Below are 17,030 nucleotides of genomic sequence, written 5' to 3'. Positions count from 1 at the left end.
AGTATCCTTTCCGTTCAAAAAATGGGCTCGCTAGAAGACTAGCATCCGTGCAAATATGCGTAAGACCAAGCTTTTTTGCATGCGCTTCTATTTCCTGTCCCTGAAAGTCCTTATGTACATAAAGGCTGATCCTAATAGCCTCCATTGTCATATCCCCAAAGCCAACAATTTGATGATGCGCCCTTGCGACATAGGTCTTATTACGGTCTTATTATTTCTTAAAGACTGTTGCCAAGCCGCTACATTAACTGGCTGAATTGCTAACGGTGCCCAAGCATCCAATTGTGTCTGTGAATTATCTTGAGCGTTTACATTATGTACGGTTTCGTAAAATAATTGCAAAATTTCTTCTAAATCATCGTCATAATAGTTTGTAAAATCGAGCATTTATACACCACCTCTTCTCACAATCAATTATACCAATGATAGTATATTTATGTAAAATTATAGTAAGCTTATAGATCAAAGTAATCTATAAGCTTTTGTTCTACTGTTTCGGTGTATTGGCTGTCAGCGGATTCGCATTGGCAACTAATTGTACAGGCGTCGTTGTTTGTTGAAAGCTATCCTTCTGTCCTTGATTGGATTTCCCGTAGCCTTTCATCACAGCAAATAATGCCGCACCAACAATGCCCCATGTCAAAAACTTCATTCAATAACCTCCTTTCAGCGTTAGTATTCGAGAACAAATACAGATTATACGCTGTCAAAAAGTAGCTATTAGCGATGGTGACTTTGTGTCATTATACATCTGATAATTAAAACGGTTATTGAATTTAGAGAAAAAATAGTAAGATTTTTATTATATATTGAAGAATATTATGGTAAAATTTCCGATGGTGGTAAATGTTAAAATATAAGGAGGTTATATACCATGAAAAAATTTTTTACAGGGCTATTTTTAACATCTACATTATTTATAGCAACACCTGCTGATGCAGCAACTCCACAAATCAAAATCGACGATGTTGTGGTAAAATCTGATACAGCACCTGAGCAAAAAAACAATCGAACAATGGTGCCATTACGTGTGATCAGTGAAAATCTTGGTGCACAAGTTCATTGGCAGGATTCACAAATCACCCTTTCAATGGATCAAGCAACCGTTAAATTGAATCTTAATAACCGAACAGTCATTAAAAATGGTGAAAAAGAGCAATTGGATGTACAACCATACATGAAAAACAATCGCACCTATGTACCAATCCGCTTTATTGCTGAAACATTCGGCAGCCAAGTGCATTACAATGAAGGCAAAGTGAATATTACGACTGAACCATTGCGAATTGAAGATGAAAAAATCAAGGTACTACGCTATGAATACCATATGACAATGGGTGGTGTCATTCAGGACATCAAGGGCAATGCCTATCACCAAGCACTTTTCAAAATTTTCCAAGAAAAGAAAGGCGACAAAGTAGAGGCTCCGAAAGATTATTATTGGCACCTAAATCTAGAAACTCCTGGATCTTATTATAAGCTTGGTCAATTTGATTTTATGAGCCATGATCATAACAGTGTCCAACAATATGATATCTATACATTAAATAAACCTTTCCCAGAGGAATTATTACAAGGCTATCCTGAGTATTTACTCCATGATTTCGATGGCGATAATTGGTATATTTTCTCTGAGCAAGCAGTAAAGTCAATACAGCTTCTGATTAATAGTGCATATAATAATGGCTTTAGCAAAATAATTAGTAATACGGTCGTTTAAAAGATTTTTTAATGGCAGCTATACGCAACATATTCTGTAAAAAAATGTGCAAAATATTCATATCAACAATTGATTGATGGAGGTTTGCCTCATGCAGAAATTCCTGTCATTTAGTATAGCGCTACTATTCCTTTTATCTGCTTGTTCGTCGGAAGAAGCTCCGCCCAGCGAGGAAGCAGAAGCCAAAGAACAGACCGTAAATGCACAGCCAAAGGAAAATCTAAACGTTTTGAACGATGATAAAGGTTTGGTAATGGCTGAGTAATGAGAAAAGCGTGTTTTGATATTTTTTATCAAAACACGCTTTTCTACACTATCTTTGTATAATCTGAATAAGGTTGCCACATGTATCATTAAAAACTGCTATTGTGACTTCTCCCGCTTTTGTCGGCTTAAGTGTAAATTCAACGCCTTTCTCCTGTAAACGACTATACTCCTTTTCTAAATCAGCAACTCCAAACATTGTTGCTGGAATGCCTTCAGCGAAAATCTTCCTTTGATAGTCCTTTGCTGCAGGATGCTCATCTGGCTCGAGTAATAACTCAGTGCCCTCTAAATCATCAGGCGACACAAGCGTTAGCCATCTATATTTTCCTACTGGGACATCCTCCTTTTTTACAAACCCTAGCTTTTCCGTATAAAATGCTAGTGCCTTTTCTTGATCTTGTACAAAGATACTGTTGACAATAATATTCAATTGCTTTTCCTCCTTTTGAGCGTTTAAGAAGCATCCTTCACACGTAAGCTTTACTCTACCCATCCTTTCAGTAAATCTTTAAGTGGTTCCTTATTGAAGAGAATGACTCGATATTTTCCCTGCCGCTGTGATAGGACGAGTCCAGCACTTTCCAATACAGAGAGATGCTTAGCAATCCCCTGCCTCGAAATTGAAAGTTCATGTTTCATTAGAAGACGCACCGTCAATTCATACAACGTCATCTCATCACACTCAGCCAGTTCATCTAATATCAGTCTCCGAGTCGAGTCCCCTAGTGCTTTAAAAACAGCGTCTGTATCCCAATTCATAGCTTGAGTATAGGCAACTCTATGGTTGCGTGTCAACTATAAGCAACTTGCAGGTTGCGTGATTTTTGTACGTGTGATCTCTTTATTTGAAGCAGAGCTAATCTCTCGTGATTTGGGTTCTACTAATTTAGAGCGGAGTTCTACCCATTTAGAGCGGCTACTATCCTTTTTCAAGCGCTTTTCTACTCATTTGGAGCGGCTGCTATCCCTTTTTCGAGCGCTTCTCTACTCATTTGGAGCGGCTGCTATCCTTTTTCGAGCGCTTCTCTACTCATTTGGAGCGGCTGCTATCCTTTTTCGAGCGCTTCTCTACTCATTTGGAGCGGCTGCTATCCTTTTTCGAGCGCTTCTCTACTCATTTGGAGCGGCTGCTATCCTTTTTCGAGCGCTTCTCTACTCATTTGGAGCGGCTGCTATCCTTTCATGAGTAAAAAAACAGCAAGCCTGAGTTACCTTACTCAGGCTTACTGTTTTCTTCGATCGGTAACACTGTAGAATATTTAATTTCCCGTAAGGATAAATTCGTTTGAATTCTAGAAACGCCAAGCTTATTTAGTTTTCGGATGAATTGGTCTAAGTCTTGGCGGTCTCGAATGACGACCTTTAACAAATAATCATAGGCACCTGTTAAGCAATGACATTCCAAAATTTCGGACATTGTTTTCAAGCGGTTTTCTAATTCCTCTATTTGCTTTTCCTGATGAATATTCGTGCTCATAAAAATATAGCACAATAAATCAAATCCTAGTTTTTCCTGATTTAAAATCGCAACTTGTTGATCAATATAGCCTTCATTTTCTAGACGTTTCACTCTTGTATGAGTTGCTGGTGGGGACAAATTCACCCGTCTAGCTAGTTCCGCATTGCTAATCTGAACCTCTCGCTGCAAAATCGCTAAGATTTGCAGATCCACATTATCTAATCCTTTATTTTTTATATCCTCCATTGTTTTCTCCTCTTTTGATTATTTTTAGACAAGGAAGTTTTTAACACGATTTCAAAACATTATTTTGATATCTGTTAAATAACTTTCGATTATTTCGAATTTATTCAATTACACAAAATATTATACTGACAAATCACTTATAGTGCTATGATTCTTATTATACATAGAAGTAAAAGGAGTGTACCTATACTGTGGTTAAATTTTATATGGGCTTAATGCTTGTCACGAGCTTACTTTGGGGAGGCAATTTTGTTGTGGCTAAGACGCTAGTGGCTCATGCCTCACCGATGACCTTAACGTTGGTCAGATGGCTGATCGCGGTGATCGTCCTGCTACCGTTCGTTTGGTGGAAAGAGAAGAAATTGGTTCCTGCTAAGGCCGCTCTTGTGCCATTATTCCTCATGGGCATTACAGGTGTTGCCTTGTTTAATATATTTCAATTTTTAGCGTTGGAGCGGACAACATCCACGAATGCTGGTCTTATTTCTACAATGAATACCATGTCCATCGCCCTCTTTTCCTTCGCCTTTCTGAAAGAAAAAATAAATGGCTTGCAGCTTCTGGCCATGGTACTCTCTTTCATTGGTGTTTTTCTTGTTCTTTCAAAAGGAGATTGGCAGCTGTTATGGCACTTCCAATTGAATACAGGAGATTTATGGATGATGGCAGCCGTTTGCGTATGGGGACTTTATTCTGTATGTAGTAAGTGGGCTATGCAAACAACCTCTCCATTAATGGCGACATTGTATGCAGGTTTGTTTGGGGTGCTCATCCTAGTCCCATTCACAATCAATGATTTTACCTTCTCTGAAATCGACTCTACTTTCATTCTTTCGCTTTTTTATACAGGGGTCATCTCTACAGTAGTTTGTATGGTATTTTGGAATATTGGCGTTCAACAATTAGGTGCTACAACCTCTGGTATTTTTCTAAACTTTAATCCCATTTTCACAGCATTGCTCGCCTTTTTATTTGTCGGTGAACAGCTAAGCTGGCTGCAAGGCATTGGGGGTATCATCGTGATTTTGGGATGCTACTTATTCACACATTTTAAAACGAAGACGCCTCAGGTTGTGCTCTAAGTCAGCGTGTGATGTTGGAAATCAAAATCTCGTAAATCCATTGGGCAGGGCATGCTTCCCAAACTTTTCGAATAAGTCATTCAGAAAAACTAGTGAAGGCAACGCCACAGGAAGTGGTTATTTTTAATGACGGACCTTTTTAATAGATGGCTGAAAGAAGCAAAGTAGTTTTCTAATCCCTGACCCAATGCTCTCAGTACAAAAAAACACATTATTCGCTTTTGCCTATTTCACCTCCTAGGTCAGCGCCAATAATAACTAACGTATGTTCTGTGAACGCAACCATTGTACTAATCGCACATCTACAAAATCTGAACAATCAATAAATAGATGAGATTAGCCCTAGACTACAGGTATAATGAAAGAAAAATCAAAATTGATTGGAGATGCCATGAATATTCGATTAGAAAAATTAACACAGGGTGATTATGAAAACTTATATGCATTTGAGGTTAAAAATAGGGCCTATTTTGAAAAAACAGTACCAAGTCGAGGGGATGACTATTACCTATTACCAAATTTTATAAGAAAAAATGACATGCTTTTAGAGGAACAGGCACAACAGCAATGCTATTTCTATCTAATAAAAAATGAACTTGAGGAAATTGTAGGAAGGATCAATGTAATCGATATTGATAAGGATCAACGTTTAGGTCATATCGGTTATCGAGTGGGAAAAGAATATAGTGGGAAAGGGGTTGCCCATACAGCCTTACAATTAGTATTAGACCTTATGCGCCAGCAAGGCATGCTCATCCTTGAGGCTCAAACAACGACGAACAATATAGCCTCTCAGAAAGTATTAGAAAAAAACGGCTTTAAACAATTGGATAGAAGCGGTGAATCATTTGAAATGAATGGTCAAAACTTCACTTTTACTTATTACCGGTGGATTAATTCCTAGGATGATCTGATAAACCGTATTATCAGATCATCCAATATAAAAGAATGTGTCTAGTCTAATGAAACACCTTTAATCGCTGTTTTCAATTTCTCTAAACTCTTAATCATTTGCAGTAAAGAATGATATTCAGCTGCATTCAAGTGGTCACCATGCACTGTTATGTATCTTTTTATGCTACTTTCCATCGTTTGAATTTCTAGCATAGCATTATCTTGAAGGTCAGGTTCTAGTTGTCTACTCTTCTTTGTATTTTGTTGGTTTCGATTTTGGGGCACTGCGGTTTGATAGCTCCTTTAACATATCGTATACCTCCACAGATATACATATTTTGCATGACAAATCACTAATAACGAAGGGTAATTAGTATAATAGTTACCCTTTTACTCCTTTCTAATTGTAAAAATACAATTATTGAAGCCTATTCTATAATATAGCACTCTACAAATTCTATACAACGCAAAAAAATCAAAATGAGCACCCAGCCATCTTGATTTTTTGCATGTGGAAGCCAATAACTTTCACACCTTTTGTGGTGGAATAATGCCTGTTACAAGTAAAATAAAGAATACCAATCCAATAAGGAAAAATATCAGTGACGCTATAAATACGGGTCCAAGTTTAACTTTGAACCGTTCTCGCTCATGAATGATCCCTGTTTGCGCACTCACTTGGGATGCATAAAGCCTCGACATCGCTCCACCGCTACTCGAAAAGTAAAACGTTCCTAAGGTAAAGGCAATGCCCGTGAAAAACATCACTTCAATAAATCGCACAGAGAACATGGTGGCAACCCAATACGTCAACGATATTTCTACAATCCATGCAATGATGATAATAATAATGTGTTTCCGCGGCATTAAAGGAGCTCCCTTCCTTTTTTCTTCAGCTACTTCTACGTATCTTTTTAGAAAAAGTTTCATTTTTCTAACTATATTGTCTATAAGACTTATTTGTTCTTAGAGATTATCAATCAATTGTGTTAATTGTTGTTGAGTGAGTTCGCCTTTCACGCTGTGCTGTAATTTCCCTTCTTCGTCAAAGATAAAGGTACTAGGATAATTCATCACTTCAAACGATTTCTGTAGTACTCCCTCTTCGTCTAGAAAGATAGGAAATGATAAATCATAGGTATCCTTAAATGCTGCCGCCTTTGCATAGCTATCATAGGCTGTAGCATTGATGGCTAGTAGCTCGACATCCTTTGATTTTTGTTGATAGAATGCCTCTAGTTCAGGTGCTTCCTGTTGACAAGGTCCACACCAGGACGCCCAGAAATTCACTACTAAAATTTTGCCCTTATATGCTTCAAACGTTGTGGCGGATTGATCTAGCTTTGTTAAAGCAGTTTCATAATTAATTTGTTTGGTCCCATCCTCCAAAACAGTCATAGAGGGTGTAAGAGATGCTTGAAAAAAAACATTTTTTAATGCCACACCAATAAAAATTGCAATGATAAGGGCTGAGATAATGAAACTTATTTTTTTACGATTCATACTACTTCTCCTTTTAAAATATACAAATATTTGTATATTTTACCACACTATCAACTAACAGGATATAAACTTTTTCTAAAAAATAGCCCCTACTCTAAAAGTAAGGGCTACTCTTTCTTACGTGAAAGATGTTTTATTTTTATAGGCAATCACACTTACGAGAAGTAGCATACTAGCTGAAAGGAAAAAAACAACTCGTATCCCATACCATTCTGACAACATGCCCATCATTAAAGATGAAAGGCCGAATACCCCTGTCACAATGACATTCAACGATGTATACACCGTTGGTAATTTCTCCTTTGAAACACTTGTTTGAATGATGGTTTGCTGTGGAATGTTTTTTAATTGCCCACATAAGCCAATCAGCAAAGAACAGAGTAAAGCCATAAATGATGTGATACTAACCGCAAAGAATAGTGTAAAAATAGCGGACAACAGCGCTCCTCCACTTATGAACATAGCTTTCTTACGCTCAATAAATTTGGTCCATTTTAAACAAATCATACTCCCTAAAATCATGCCGATAAAAAAAATGCCGTTGAGATAACCCCACCATTGAGAAGAAGCCTGCAATGCTTCTTCTACAAAAACAAGTAAAATCGCTGCGACCCACACTGCACCTGCCATCGATTCCAGTAAATCCATACGTGCAGCAATTTTTAGTACAGGCGTTTGATGGATGGTTTGCCACCCTTCCATAATTAACACCCATTTCTTTGTTTGTGGACGTTCCATACGTGCCACATCTGGTAGAAGTTTTAAAAGCAATGTTGCGATGAAAAAAAGGACGACAACACCCCATATAAGCTGTGATGGTGTAAAGAGAAGAAGCAAGGAACTGCCAACAAACCAAGAACCCACCTGAATGGATTGGATAACCGTTTCAGCAATACTATTTGCTCGTAATAAATCCTTTTCTTCCACATAATGAGGCACCAAGGATTGACGAATAGGATTGGCACAACCATCCAAGAACGCAACCATCGCAATCAGTAAAAACACAAAGCCAAACATCGGCTGATCTCCTATCAATTCTACATACAAGGCAAGACCCAAAAGGACAGCTGTTTTAAAGCCCTGAGAAATAGTTAGCAATTGATTCAACGACACTTTCGCCGTAATAAGAGGTGTTAGCAGACTGGAAATCAACATACAAGTAGTAATAATAAATGGTACAAAGGAAGTAGCAATCGCCGAGTTGGTTAAACGATAAATTATACTAATCACGCTTACTATATAGAGAATATCACCAATATCCGCTAAAGATTGACCTGTCAATAAAAGTGAAAAAGATCGGTTTTTAAACACGTTTTATCCCCCAAAATTAAGATTTTATTTTTACTTGGGAGATTTTTAAATTGGACGAACCTGCATGTCTGAACTCCTTTTTACGCCTAGTTGAAAAAACGATGGGGGATTTCATTTTTTTCAATTTCTATGCGTGATTTTAATTAAATTTCAAGAACATTCTAAAGTATTTTTCTTATTTTAGCATTACTTCCACTTTGTTGCCAGCACGCAAAAAGACCAGGTGTTCTCAAAAAAATTTGAGACCTGGTCTTTTTGTGAAAAGTGAAACCTACTAATTTGCTTTAGTGTTTTGTATTCTACTAATACAGTAGTCGTACCAGCTTTACAAAGGTTACACATTTTTGAAGAAAATTTAGGAAAACTTATTTTTCTCGTTGATAGATTTCCGGTTAATGTCTGGTTGTATGGAGCAACTTGCGACAAACGCTTTTGCTTCATCTAGTAAGGTTTTTATAACACTCACATTTTACTTACAATATAATGCTACGGACAATAAATTAAGCTATCCTATTATTTTACAAACAGTTTTGATATTTCTTCAGGTGGGTATGGTTTGGTTAAGTATTTTTTAATTTGAAATTGGTCCACCATTTCTTTTACCTCATCTAATGCTGAAGATATAATAATTGGTATCTCTTTTGTATGCTCTCTTTCTCTTAGTGCACGGACTAAATCCCAGCCGCTCATTTCTTCGCCAAGCATTATGTCAATCACAATACCAAGTAAAGGTGTATTGAGTGTATCTTCAAAAGCTTTTTTTGGATCATGATGATGAATCACGGTAAAGCCCTTGCTTTTTAGCTCTTCAGACAACAGTAGAGCTAAGCTTAAGTCATCCTCGACAATCATAATGTTTAAGCCATTGCTATCCTCCATTACATCCTCTTCATCGAAGGTGATAGTGTTATTTGCAAGTGGTAATGTAAAGTACACAGTAGTACCTTGTCCCTCTTCTGACTCTATCCATATTTCTCCTTCATGCTTTAAGATGATTTCTCTACAAATGGAAAGACCCAGTCCAGTCCCTCCTATTTTACGTCTTAAACTATTATCGATTCGTTTGAATTTTTGGAACAACTGAGCAATATCCTGTTTAGATATGCCTATGCCCTCATCTTTTATACTCACTTGGATACTATTATTTTTGTTTTCTAACAAAATCTCCACATCCCCCCCTTGTGGAGAAAATTTAATCGCATTTCCTATTAAATTAATAAATAATTGAACGAGTCTATCTTGATCTGCATTGACATAGACCTCTCTTGCCTTATCAATTAGATGGACATTATGCTTTTGCTCATGTCGGAAACGATTGACACTTTCAAAGGCTATTTCATTTAATTGTAATGTCTCCATGTTATATTGCTGCTTGCCTGACTCCATTCGCTGTAAATCCAAGAAGTCATTTATAAGATTGGTTAGTCGTACCGCTTCTCTATGGATTGTATCGATATATTTATTTTGCCGTTCGGGTTTTATATTTTTCGTTAACAGAAGCTCTGTAAAGCCAAGTACACTCGATAAAGGCGTTCGCAGTTCATGACTTACCGTACTCACCAATTCGGATTTCATTTGATCTACTTCATATTCTCTTGTAATATCACGATGCACAAAAATTGTGCCTACTTTTTTCTGCCCATCAAAAAGACAAGTTGCATATACCTCGACAAAGATTTCATGTTCAGCCGTCATACAATAGCGGTATTTTCGTGTATCCTCAAAGCTCTCCATAATAGATGCCTCTAAAAATTCAATTAATTCATCTGGTTGGGCACTACATTTTTGAAAATGCTGTAGCCAATCCTCTTTAGGGATACTTGTTTCTGTTGTCAAGTTAAAGAAGTTGACAATACCACATAGCGCTCTATTGATAAGAATGGTATCGCCTGGAACAGAAACTAACTGGATACCTTCGTTGACATTATCAATAATCGTTTGATTTAACGTCCTCGATTTTTCTACCTCTTCATACATAAGAATGCGTTCAAATGCGATGGACACACGATTTAATAGTCCATTTAAACTATCTATATCCCGATCATTATGGGGATGCCCCTCGCGTGTCGCCATTAATATAGCGACTAGCTCTCGTTTAGAATTAAACACGGAAGAATACAAGTCATAGGCATAATAAGACTCTTGTGCAATTCCTTTTTCATTTGCTGTCAATTGACGTTTAATAACAAAGGATTTTTCCTGCTTTAATCTTGCTTGTTTATCCATGTCAAAATTTTCAACTAGGGCTGCAGCAGATTGGTGTGATAAACCTTTTGTCGCATACACATTGCCCTCCATCCAATAAAGCACACTCGTATCATATTGATAAATGTCGTTTAAATAATTATGGAGATTATCGATTAGTTTCTGTTTATTTAACGTAAACGTCAGTACATGATTTAATTGATTATACTTTTCTAAATAATTTAATGAATTTTGTAATTGTAATTGATTTTCTTGAAGCTCGTCCTGCTGCGCTAAAAGCTCCTCATTTTGGGTTGTCAGTACCTCTTCCTTATCCTGAATAGAGAGTATCATTTTAAGAAATGAGTTCGCTAAAATACCTAACTCATCTTCCTTTTGTACAAGATTACCTAAATCAATAGATTTCCCTGACGCCAAAGCGTTTGTCGCAAGTGTTAATTGTTCAATTGGTCGAATCATATTATTCAGCACTCTTCGTAAAATGACGCCAACAAAGAGTAAAATGAGACCGCTGATCATTAACGAAATAAAAGTGAATAATTGCCCCTGCTCCACTGTCTTGCTAAAAATTTGGTTTAAGGAGTGGTCTGTTTTTTTCTTATAGGATTTTGTATAGGTAATAAATTTATTGACAAGGTCATTTGCTCCGCCATTCGAAAGCTCTCTCAAAGCCTCATAATCCCCCATCTTCGCAAAGCTTAACGCTTTTGGGAGAGTAACTGTTTTATAATTATAATGAAAATCAACTAGCTCATTATAGAGCCCTCGTTCTTCTTCCGTTAAATCCAGTTGCGAAAACTGCTGTAATAGAACTTCGAAATTCTCCAAATTTTCATACAATAGCTTTAATTCCTGCTCATTTTGAAAGGCATAGTAGCCCCTTGCTCGAAAAAATATGCCATTAAAATTTTCTTCCAATTCATCCACAAGCATTGATTTTTCATACATTTGTTCTCTCTTCTGCTGTAAGGCATTTTGACTTGCATTGACTACGACAAGAAAAGCAGCAATGATGATTAAAAAGCTAACAACTAGAAAAAGCAGCATTTTAAAGAATTGGCTTCGTATACTTTTATTCAGCAAGGATGTCGACTTAATCATTTAAGATGTCCTCCACCAAATTCATTAGCTTAATGGGACTAAACGGTTTGGACATAAAGTAATCTGCCCCTAAATCAAATACCTTTTGACGATCACTTTCTTGTGATTTAGCTGTCAGCATGAGAATAGGCATCGACATTTTAATCTCTTGTGGGAGAAGCTCGATCACCTCAATTCCTGTTAAATTCGGCATCATATAGTCGAGTATCATTAAATCATAGGAGCTTTCCATCATTTTTTTAAGGGCTTCTTCGCCATCCTCTGCCTCATCAATATCAAATTCTAAATCTTCTAAGGTTTCACGTATTAACATGCGTAATATTTCTTCATCATCCACTACTAAAATTCTAGCCATCCTGTCTTTTCTCCCTTTCCCATTAAAGAAACATCTGATGAATTAAACGAATAATGCGTTCCGATACTTCAGCCACATTAAACGGCTTCACAATATAATCGTCCGCCCCATTAATGAAAGCCTTCATGACGTATTCTTCCCCCACACGTGAAGTTAGCATGGAGACGATTACATTACTTGAAGCATGTTGCTCTCTTATCTTACTTAGCACCTCGATGCCGTCCATTTTCGGCAATATCCAATCTAATAAGATAATGTATTTGCACTCAGGGTCATACCAATTGGCTTCCAGAAAACTAATGCCATCAGGGTATGCCAGTGTTTCAATCATATAATCCTCATTTTCCTCCAAATGCTTAAAATGATTGGTAATCAGATCACGAATAATATACACATCATCAATGACAACGATCTTGATTTTCACCTTTCTTTTCTCCAAAGCAGCTATGTTATCAAAGATGATCGTTTGATTTCTCCCTAATTGCTTGGCCGTATATAGTGCTTGATCTGCCTCTTCTAGCATCTTTTTAGGATGTAAATTGGTAGAAGTTGCTTCTGCGATTCCACTAGAAAATGTAACATGGAAGCTAGTTCCATTTGCTGTAAATATCTTTTTCTCCATGGAGGTACGAAGTTTTTCAATAAAAATAAATGCCTCTTTTTTAGTAGTACGGGGCATTAAAATCACAAATTCTTCTCCACCAAAGCGACAAGCAATTTCTTCAGCTCCTTTTAGCTCCTTCACCAATGAAGCGAAACCCTTCAGCACCTCATCACCTACTAGGTGACCATATGTATCATTTACTTTTTTAAAATAATCTAAATCGATAATCGCAATTGAAAAATGTTCTTTGTTTTGCTGATGGTGTTTAATGAAAAGCTTTATTTGCGATTCCATAAATTTACGATTATAAATTTGGGTTAATTCGTCAATGACAATAGCCTGCTCTAATTCTCTTTTATAGGCTAAGCGATTGGAAACATAAGCAACTAATAGCTCTTCATCAATGGGCTTTGCCATAAAATCCATAGCACCCATCTCCAATGTGCGAACGCGATTTTCTTTACTATCATTACTACTAATCACTGTCACAAACATGAGCTCTTTTTTCGTTTTTTTAATATTGTCTAAAATAGAAAAGCCATTAGAATCTGGAAGCATGATATCTAGAAATACGATGGATGGTTGCAATTCATAAATTAACGCTAATCCTCGTTTACCATTATGAGCTGCAATGACAGAGTAGCCCTTTTTCTCTAAAACATTTTTTAAATAGGAAATAAATACCACATCATCATCTATTATCAGAATAAAATCTTGTTTTGCTGGATTTTTAATGATGGTTGTAGGATGTTCTATATATTGAGCCATTGAATCATTTTCTTGATAAAAATGAACGCTTTCAATAAACGGAGCAAGGTACTTTTTCCATTCTGATTTGGTCCATTGCTTGTTACGGTCTTCATTCAAAAGCTCTAGCTTTTCACTAGCAATCGAAGTTAATTCATGTAAACCGATTGATCCAGCGGTGCCTTTTAATGTATGTAAAAATGAATAGAGTTCGTCTTCTCTAACAAAGTCACTATTATCCCATTTTTGTAAATTTTCACATATACGTGTATAAACCATTCGGTGATATTTAGCTGTTTCCATCCTCTTTCTCTCCAATCAATCATACTTCTATAAATTATAACTTACTATTTTGTAAAAACCACGGCAGATTTTGAACGTTTATTGTAATGAATTCCTTACGCTAAGCCCCCCCTTTAGTTGGTTTTAAAAGAAAGGGTTCCAACTTTCCTCTTTTCGATTGACTTATAGAAGCGTTTAATGCTAAATTTACTAAATCAGTAATTTACTAAATTACTAAATTAGAAATGATAAGGAGTACGGATACATGAAAATTCCAACACATTTAAAACATAAACCTGTCATCGTGGCAGAAAATTATGCCAATATTGATGGGCGCACGGCTTATCAAACCGATGCACAAGGACTTTCCCTTGGTCTGGCACAATGGAATGATCGAGGAAAGGTTGATATTTCTGCCAAGGTTTGGCGGCATACAGGTGGCAAGTGGTCTCGCCAATCAGAAGAACTTCCCCTACACCGCGTGCTTGATCTCGCTATTTTAGTGTGTGAAACGGAACTTTATTTTAAGGAGGCTTATCGTCATGAGCATTTATATGATGAAGAAAACCCTGTGATTAATCGTGTAGGCTTACAGGGAGATGCCATGACAGTGGAAGTTTGTACAGAAAATGAACAGATTAAAGAGGATATCCAGCTTTTTCAGCAAGCACTTACTAATGATGGTGAGCTAATTGGAGAACGCCTACGCACACTTTCAAGAATCTTAAAAGAAATGGGTTATTAAAACTCAAGAGGAACTTATTTATGAACGAACAAATGTTACAGGATGATCAACAGCTACGCAAAGCTTTTTTTAATTTCTTAATTCCCGTGATGCTAGCAAATGTGCTGCAATCTGTCGGCCAGGTATTTGCTATGTTTATCGTCGGACGCAATTTAGGGGTCGATGCCCTAGCAGCCATTTCGGCATTTTTTCCGTTTTTCTTCTTTTTAATGGCCTTTGCAATTGGCATTGGTTCAGGAAGCTCTATTTTAGTCGGTCAAACATTTGGGGCTGGTAATCATGCCAAAATGAAAGAGGTTGTTGGTGTAACACTCGCCTTTACAACCATTTTATCCATTGCTGTCGCGATTTTTGGTGGCTTTTTCATTGAATGGATATTACGCTTTATGCAGACACCTGCGAATATTTTAGACATGAGTATTAGTTATGCCCAAATACTTTTCTTCACGTTACCGATTATGTTTTGGTATTTGGTGTATACAACCTTTATGCGAGGAGTCGGTGATTCCAAAACCCCATTTTTATTTTTAGTAATTAGTGTCGTGTTAAATATCGTCTTCCTACCACCTTTAGTATTTGGATGGTTGGGGTTGCCTGCGTTCGGCTTAAATGGGGCTGCCTATGCTTCCGTGTTATCAAATCTGGTGACAATGATCCTGTTGTTAGCCTATTTGCATAAAACAAAGCATTTACTACGTTTTGATAAAACGATCTTACAGCATTTTAAATTAAAGAAAGATATTTTAACGTCCTTATTAAAGCTAGCCATTCCAGCCAGTATTAGCATGGTTGCCATTTCAGTGGCCGAAATTGCCGTTATTGGCTTTGTGAATGGCTATGGTTCGGATGCTACTGCCGCTTATGGCGTTGTCAATCAGGTAGCTAGCTATGCTCAAGTCCCAGCTATGAGTATTGCCATTGCTACATCTGTCTTTGTAGCACAGGCGTTAGGGGCTAATTCCACAGAGATGATTAAAAAAATCCGACAAATGGGTGTGCGAATTAATTATTTTCTAGGTGGCGCGATCATCCTCATTATGTATCTGTTTGCAGAGCCTATTTTGGCTTTCTTTATCGATTCACATGAGACTGTGCTTATTGCCAAGAATTATTTATATATTGCCTTTTGGAGCTATTTAATTTTTGGACACACACAAACTGTTTCTGCTACAATGCGTGCCACTGGTGTGGTATTATGGCCAACCATCTTCTTAGTCATTACGATTTGGGTTGTACAGGTACCATTAGCGTTCCTATTATCTCACCATACGTCACTAGAACTAAATGGCGTTTGGTTAGCCTATCCAATCACCTTCTGCGTCCACTTCATTATGCAATATGCATACTTCAAGCTAGGCTGGCAAAAACGAACATTAAAAGCTATGCTGAGCGAATAAAATCGAAGAGGGTATGCCATGTGCGAGCCCTCTTTTTATTATGACAACAAAATAACCAGGCACTCAAAATTGAGCCCTGGTCATTTTGTGAAAAGTGAATGTTACTACTTGCTTTAGTTCTTTTGTATTCTACTAATAGAGTAGTCGTTTCACATTGAAAAAGGTTACAACAAGTTTCAAATTTTTTCTCGCTTTTTCTAATAGGAATAATTACCAAAACAAAAAACTGTTACCTCGAATATAAATCTCCTTCTAAACCGTAACTAGATGTTTAATTCTCCTTGCAAGACTGTAACTGCTGCGCCTGCAATCAATACCTTGTTGTGATGAGGGGTCACATAGAGTACACCACCACGTTTAGAAAGTTGTTTGCTGACAAGCTGTTGTTTAGATAATTTCTCACACCAATAAGGGCCTAGTGCACCATGACTTGAACCATTTACATGATCCTCGTCAATACCTTGTGCTGGAGAAAAAAAGCGAGATACGATATCAATGCCTTCTTCCTTCGACTGACTAGTTAGACAAATTCCTCGAACAGAAAACTGCTTCATCGCAGAAAAGTCAGGCTCAAACTGTGCAATTTGATCTTCATTGCCTACTTCCACGATATAATCCAATTCGGTCCTCCCTACAAAGATGGGCTTACATCCTAACCAGTCCTCCAATGCTGAAGGACATTCCATTTCAGCAATTGGATACGTTTTGATGGCGATTTCCACTCGTTCATGTTGCCACTTGGCATGTAAAGGACCACTTGCTGTATGAAATGTAATTGTGTGCTCCTTTGGCACAATTCCTTGCTGCCAAAGCACAAAGGCACTAGCAAGGGTGCCGTGACCACAAATGGGTATTTCCTTATTTGGCGTAAACCATTTCAGCGAAAAATCAACCTGTTTTTTTTCAATAAAGGCTGTTGTCGGGACAGGTATCTCCTGTGCAATTTTTTGCATGGCCTCCTCAGAAATAGCTTCATCTAATAGACATATTGCTGCAGGATTTCCTTTATATAGCTCATTCGTAAATGTATTAATTAAACAATATGAAATACTAGTCACCGTTCTCCCCTCCTTGCCTCATCATACCTGAAAATCGTCTCATTGGATATAATT

20 protein-coding genes are annotated in these 17,030 nt (G+C 37.2%); 7 read left to right on the top strand and 13 right to left on the bottom strand.

What is annotated here, in order from left to right; all coding sequences use genetic code 11:
• Positions 1-147 precede the first annotated feature (147 nt).
• Together PSR12_RS11040 and PSR12_RS11035 are read right to left on the bottom strand one after the other, a co-directional pair.
• Positions 148-387, bottom strand: a complete 240-nt coding sequence (locus tag PSR12_RS11040) for a hypothetical protein (protein WP_255601598.1) — start codon at positions 385-387, stop codon at positions 148-150.
• 100 nt (positions 388-487) lie between these two features.
• Positions 488-652, bottom strand: coding sequence for a hypothetical protein (locus PSR12_RS11035; protein WP_004230164.1), 165 nt, complete (start codon positions 650-652; stop codon positions 488-490).
• Positions 653-874: 222 nt separating this feature from the next.
• On the opposite strand from PSR12_RS11035, the gene PSR12_RS11030 reads away from it, so the two are divergent.
• A complete protein-coding gene (locus tag PSR12_RS11030) occupies positions 875-1,720 on the top strand; it encodes a copper amine oxidase N-terminal domain-containing protein (protein ID WP_274773207.1) in 846 nt (281 codons plus the stop codon).
• A 91-nt stretch (positions 1,721-1,811) separates the two neighbouring features.
• Complete coding sequence (locus PSR12_RS11025) at positions 1,812-1,985, top strand: hypothetical protein (RefSeq protein WP_221682249.1); 174 nt, start codon at positions 1,812-1,814, stop codon at positions 1,983-1,985.
• Between the two features lie 48 nt (positions 1,986-2,033).
• On the opposite strand, the gene PSR12_RS11020 is transcribed toward PSR12_RS11025, so the two are convergent.
• Together PSR12_RS11020 and PSR12_RS11015 are read right to left on the bottom strand one after the other, a co-directional pair.
• Complete coding sequence (locus tag PSR12_RS11020; RefSeq protein WP_274773205.1) at positions 2,034-2,417, bottom strand: VOC family protein; 384 nt, start codon at positions 2,415-2,417, stop codon at positions 2,034-2,036.
• Positions 2,418-2,467: 50 nt separating this feature from the next.
• On the bottom strand, positions 2,468-2,746 hold the full coding sequence (locus PSR12_RS11015) for an ArsR/SmtB family transcription factor (RefSeq protein ID WP_221682367.1): 279 nt from the start codon (positions 2,744-2,746) through the stop codon (positions 2,468-2,470).
• A 58-nt stretch (positions 2,747-2,804) separates the two neighbouring features.
• Between PSR12_RS11015 and PSR12_RS11010 the strand changes: the two genes are divergently transcribed.
• Positions 2,805-3,173: a hypothetical protein gene (locus tag PSR12_RS11010; RefSeq protein ID WP_274773203.1), complete on the top strand. Its 369-nt coding sequence runs from the start codon at positions 2,805-2,807 to the stop codon at positions 3,171-3,173.
• 27 nt (positions 3,174-3,200) lie between these two features.
• Here PSR12_RS11010 and PSR12_RS11005 read toward each other — a convergent pair whose 3' ends face one another.
• Entirely contained in the window at positions 3,201-3,692 is a 492-nt protein-coding gene (locus tag PSR12_RS11005) for an Lrp/AsnC family transcriptional regulator (RefSeq protein ID WP_004230168.1), read from the bottom strand.
• A 206-nt stretch (positions 3,693-3,898) separates the two neighbouring features.
• Here PSR12_RS11005 and PSR12_RS11000 point away from each other — a divergent pair, with 206 nt between their 5' ends.
• Both PSR12_RS11000 and PSR12_RS10995 read left to right on the top strand, forming a co-directional pair.
• Entirely contained in the window at positions 3,899-4,774 is an 876-nt protein-coding gene (locus PSR12_RS11000; RefSeq protein WP_255601658.1) for a DMT family transporter, read from the top strand.
• 391 nt (positions 4,775-5,165) lie between these two features.
• Positions 5,166-5,678 carry a GNAT family N-acetyltransferase gene (locus PSR12_RS10995; protein ID WP_221682252.1) on the top strand — a complete coding sequence of 171 codons (513 nt, stop codon included), beginning with the start codon at positions 5,166-5,168 and terminating at the stop codon, positions 5,676-5,678.
• 50 nt (positions 5,679-5,728) lie between these two features.
• Here PSR12_RS10995 and PSR12_RS10990 read toward each other — a convergent pair whose 3' ends face one another.
• The 7 genes from PSR12_RS10990 to PSR12_RS10960 all read right to left on the bottom strand — a co-directional run bounded on the left by PSR12_RS10990 (position 5,729) and on the right by PSR12_RS10960 (position 13,797).
• The gene (locus PSR12_RS10990) at positions 5,729-5,953 is read right to left on the bottom strand and encodes a hypothetical protein (protein WP_257522117.1); all 225 of its coding nucleotides are present in this window, start codon (positions 5,951-5,953) and stop codon (positions 5,729-5,731) included.
• 243 nt (positions 5,954-6,196) lie between these two features.
• Positions 6,197-6,535, bottom strand: coding sequence for a hypothetical protein (locus tag PSR12_RS10985; protein WP_257522116.1), 339 nt, complete (start codon positions 6,533-6,535; stop codon positions 6,197-6,199).
• A 99-nt stretch (positions 6,536-6,634) separates the two neighbouring features.
• Positions 6,635-7,171, bottom strand: a complete 537-nt coding sequence (locus tag PSR12_RS10980; RefSeq protein WP_221682255.1) for a TlpA family protein disulfide reductase — start codon at positions 7,169-7,171, stop codon at positions 6,635-6,637.
• A 117-nt stretch (positions 7,172-7,288) separates the two neighbouring features.
• Entirely contained in the window at positions 7,289-8,482 is a 1,194-nt protein-coding gene (locus PSR12_RS10975; RefSeq protein ID WP_257522115.1) for an MFS transporter, read from the bottom strand.
• A 513-nt stretch (positions 8,483-8,995) separates the two neighbouring features.
• Positions 8,996-11,788 (bottom strand): ATP-binding protein, encoded by a 2,793-nt coding sequence (locus tag PSR12_RS10970; RefSeq protein ID WP_274773200.1) that lies wholly within the window; start codon positions 11,786-11,788, stop codon positions 8,996-8,998.
• Positions 11,781-12,143, bottom strand: a complete 363-nt coding sequence (locus PSR12_RS10965) for a response regulator transcription factor (protein WP_048392951.1) — start codon at positions 12,141-12,143, stop codon at positions 11,781-11,783. The genes PSR12_RS10970 and PSR12_RS10965 overlap by 8 nt, the downstream gene beginning before the upstream one ends.
• 22 nt (positions 12,144-12,165) lie before the next feature.
• Positions 12,166-13,797: a diguanylate cyclase gene (locus PSR12_RS10960; RefSeq protein WP_274773197.1), complete on the bottom strand. Its 1,632-nt coding sequence runs from the start codon at positions 13,795-13,797 to the stop codon at positions 12,166-12,168.
• 244 nt (positions 13,798-14,041) lie between these two features.
• On the opposite strand from PSR12_RS10960, the gene PSR12_RS10955 reads away from it, so the two are divergent.
• Positions 14,042-14,521: a DUF6530 family protein gene (locus PSR12_RS10955; RefSeq protein WP_004230188.1), complete on the top strand. Its 480-nt coding sequence runs from the start codon at positions 14,042-14,044 to the stop codon at positions 14,519-14,521.
• A gap of 20 nt (positions 14,522-14,541) precedes the next feature.
• A complete protein-coding gene (locus PSR12_RS10950) occupies positions 14,542-15,918 on the top strand; it encodes an MATE family efflux transporter (RefSeq protein WP_257522110.1) in 1,377 nt (458 codons plus the stop codon).
• Positions 15,919-16,181: 263 nt separating this feature from the next.
• Here the strand turns inward: PSR12_RS10950 and PSR12_RS10945 are convergent, their stop codons facing one another.
• Positions 16,182-16,976 carry a PhzF family phenazine biosynthesis protein gene (locus PSR12_RS10945; RefSeq protein ID WP_274773195.1) on the bottom strand — a complete coding sequence of 265 codons (795 nt, stop codon included), beginning with the start codon at positions 16,974-16,976 and terminating at the stop codon, positions 16,182-16,184.
• Positions 16,977-17,030 lie beyond the last annotated feature (54 nt).

This window comes from Lysinibacillus sp. G01H (genome assembly GCF_028872195.1).
Taxonomy (GTDB): Bacteria; Bacillota; Bacilli; order Bacillales_A; family Planococcaceae; genus Lysinibacillus; species Lysinibacillus capsici.
The sequence above is the reverse complement of the archived record's forward strand: the minus strand, read 5'-3'. Positions and strand labels throughout refer to the sequence as shown.

Bases quoted from the DNA above. Each gene is read 5' to 3' on its own strand.
- PSR12_RS11040 (WP_255601598.1), bottom strand. From the start codon at position 387: ATGCTCGATTTTACAAACTATTATGACGATGATTTAGAAGAAATTTTG.
- PSR12_RS11035 (WP_004230164.1), bottom strand. From the start codon at position 652: ATGAAGTTTTTGACATGGGGCATTGTTGGTGCGGCATTATTTGCTGTG.
- PSR12_RS11030 (WP_274773207.1), top strand. From the start codon at position 875: ATGAAAAAATTTTTTACAGGGCTATTTTTAACATCTACATTATTTATA.
- PSR12_RS11025 (WP_221682249.1), top strand. From the start codon at position 1,812: ATGCAGAAATTCCTGTCATTTAGTATAGCGCTACTATTCCTTTTATCT.
- PSR12_RS11015 (WP_221682367.1), bottom strand. From the start codon at position 2,746: ATGAATTGGGATACAGACGCTGTTTTTAAAGCACTAGGGGACTCGACT.
- PSR12_RS11005 (WP_004230168.1), bottom strand. From the start codon at position 3,692: ATGGAGGATATAAAAAATAAAGGATTAGATAATGTGGATCTGCAAATC.
- PSR12_RS11000 (WP_255601658.1), top strand. From the start codon at position 3,899: ATGGGCTTAATGCTTGTCACGAGCTTACTTTGGGGAGGCAATTTTGTT.
- PSR12_RS10995 (WP_221682252.1), top strand. From the start codon at position 5,166: ATGAATATTCGATTAGAAAAATTAACACAGGGTGATTATGAAAACTTA.
- PSR12_RS10985 (WP_257522116.1), bottom strand. From the start codon at position 6,535: ATGCCGCGGAAACACATTATTATTATCATCATTGCATGGATTGTAGAA.
- PSR12_RS10980 (WP_221682255.1), bottom strand. From the start codon at position 7,171: ATGAATCGTAAAAAAATAAGTTTCATTATCTCAGCCCTTATCATTGCA.
- PSR12_RS10970 (WP_274773200.1), bottom strand. From the start codon at position 11,788: ATGATTAAGTCGACATCCTTGCTGAATAAAAGTATACGAAGCCAATTC.
- PSR12_RS10965 (WP_048392951.1), bottom strand. From the start codon at position 12,143: ATGGCTAGAATTTTAGTAGTGGATGATGAAGAAATATTACGCATGTTA.
- PSR12_RS10960 (WP_274773197.1), bottom strand. From the start codon at position 13,797: ATGGAAACAGCTAAATATCACCGAATGGTTTATACACGTATATGTGAA.
- PSR12_RS10955 (WP_004230188.1), top strand. From the start codon at position 14,042: ATGAAAATTCCAACACATTTAAAACATAAACCTGTCATCGTGGCAGAA.
- PSR12_RS10950 (WP_257522110.1), top strand. From the start codon at position 14,542: ATGAACGAACAAATGTTACAGGATGATCAACAGCTACGCAAAGCTTTT.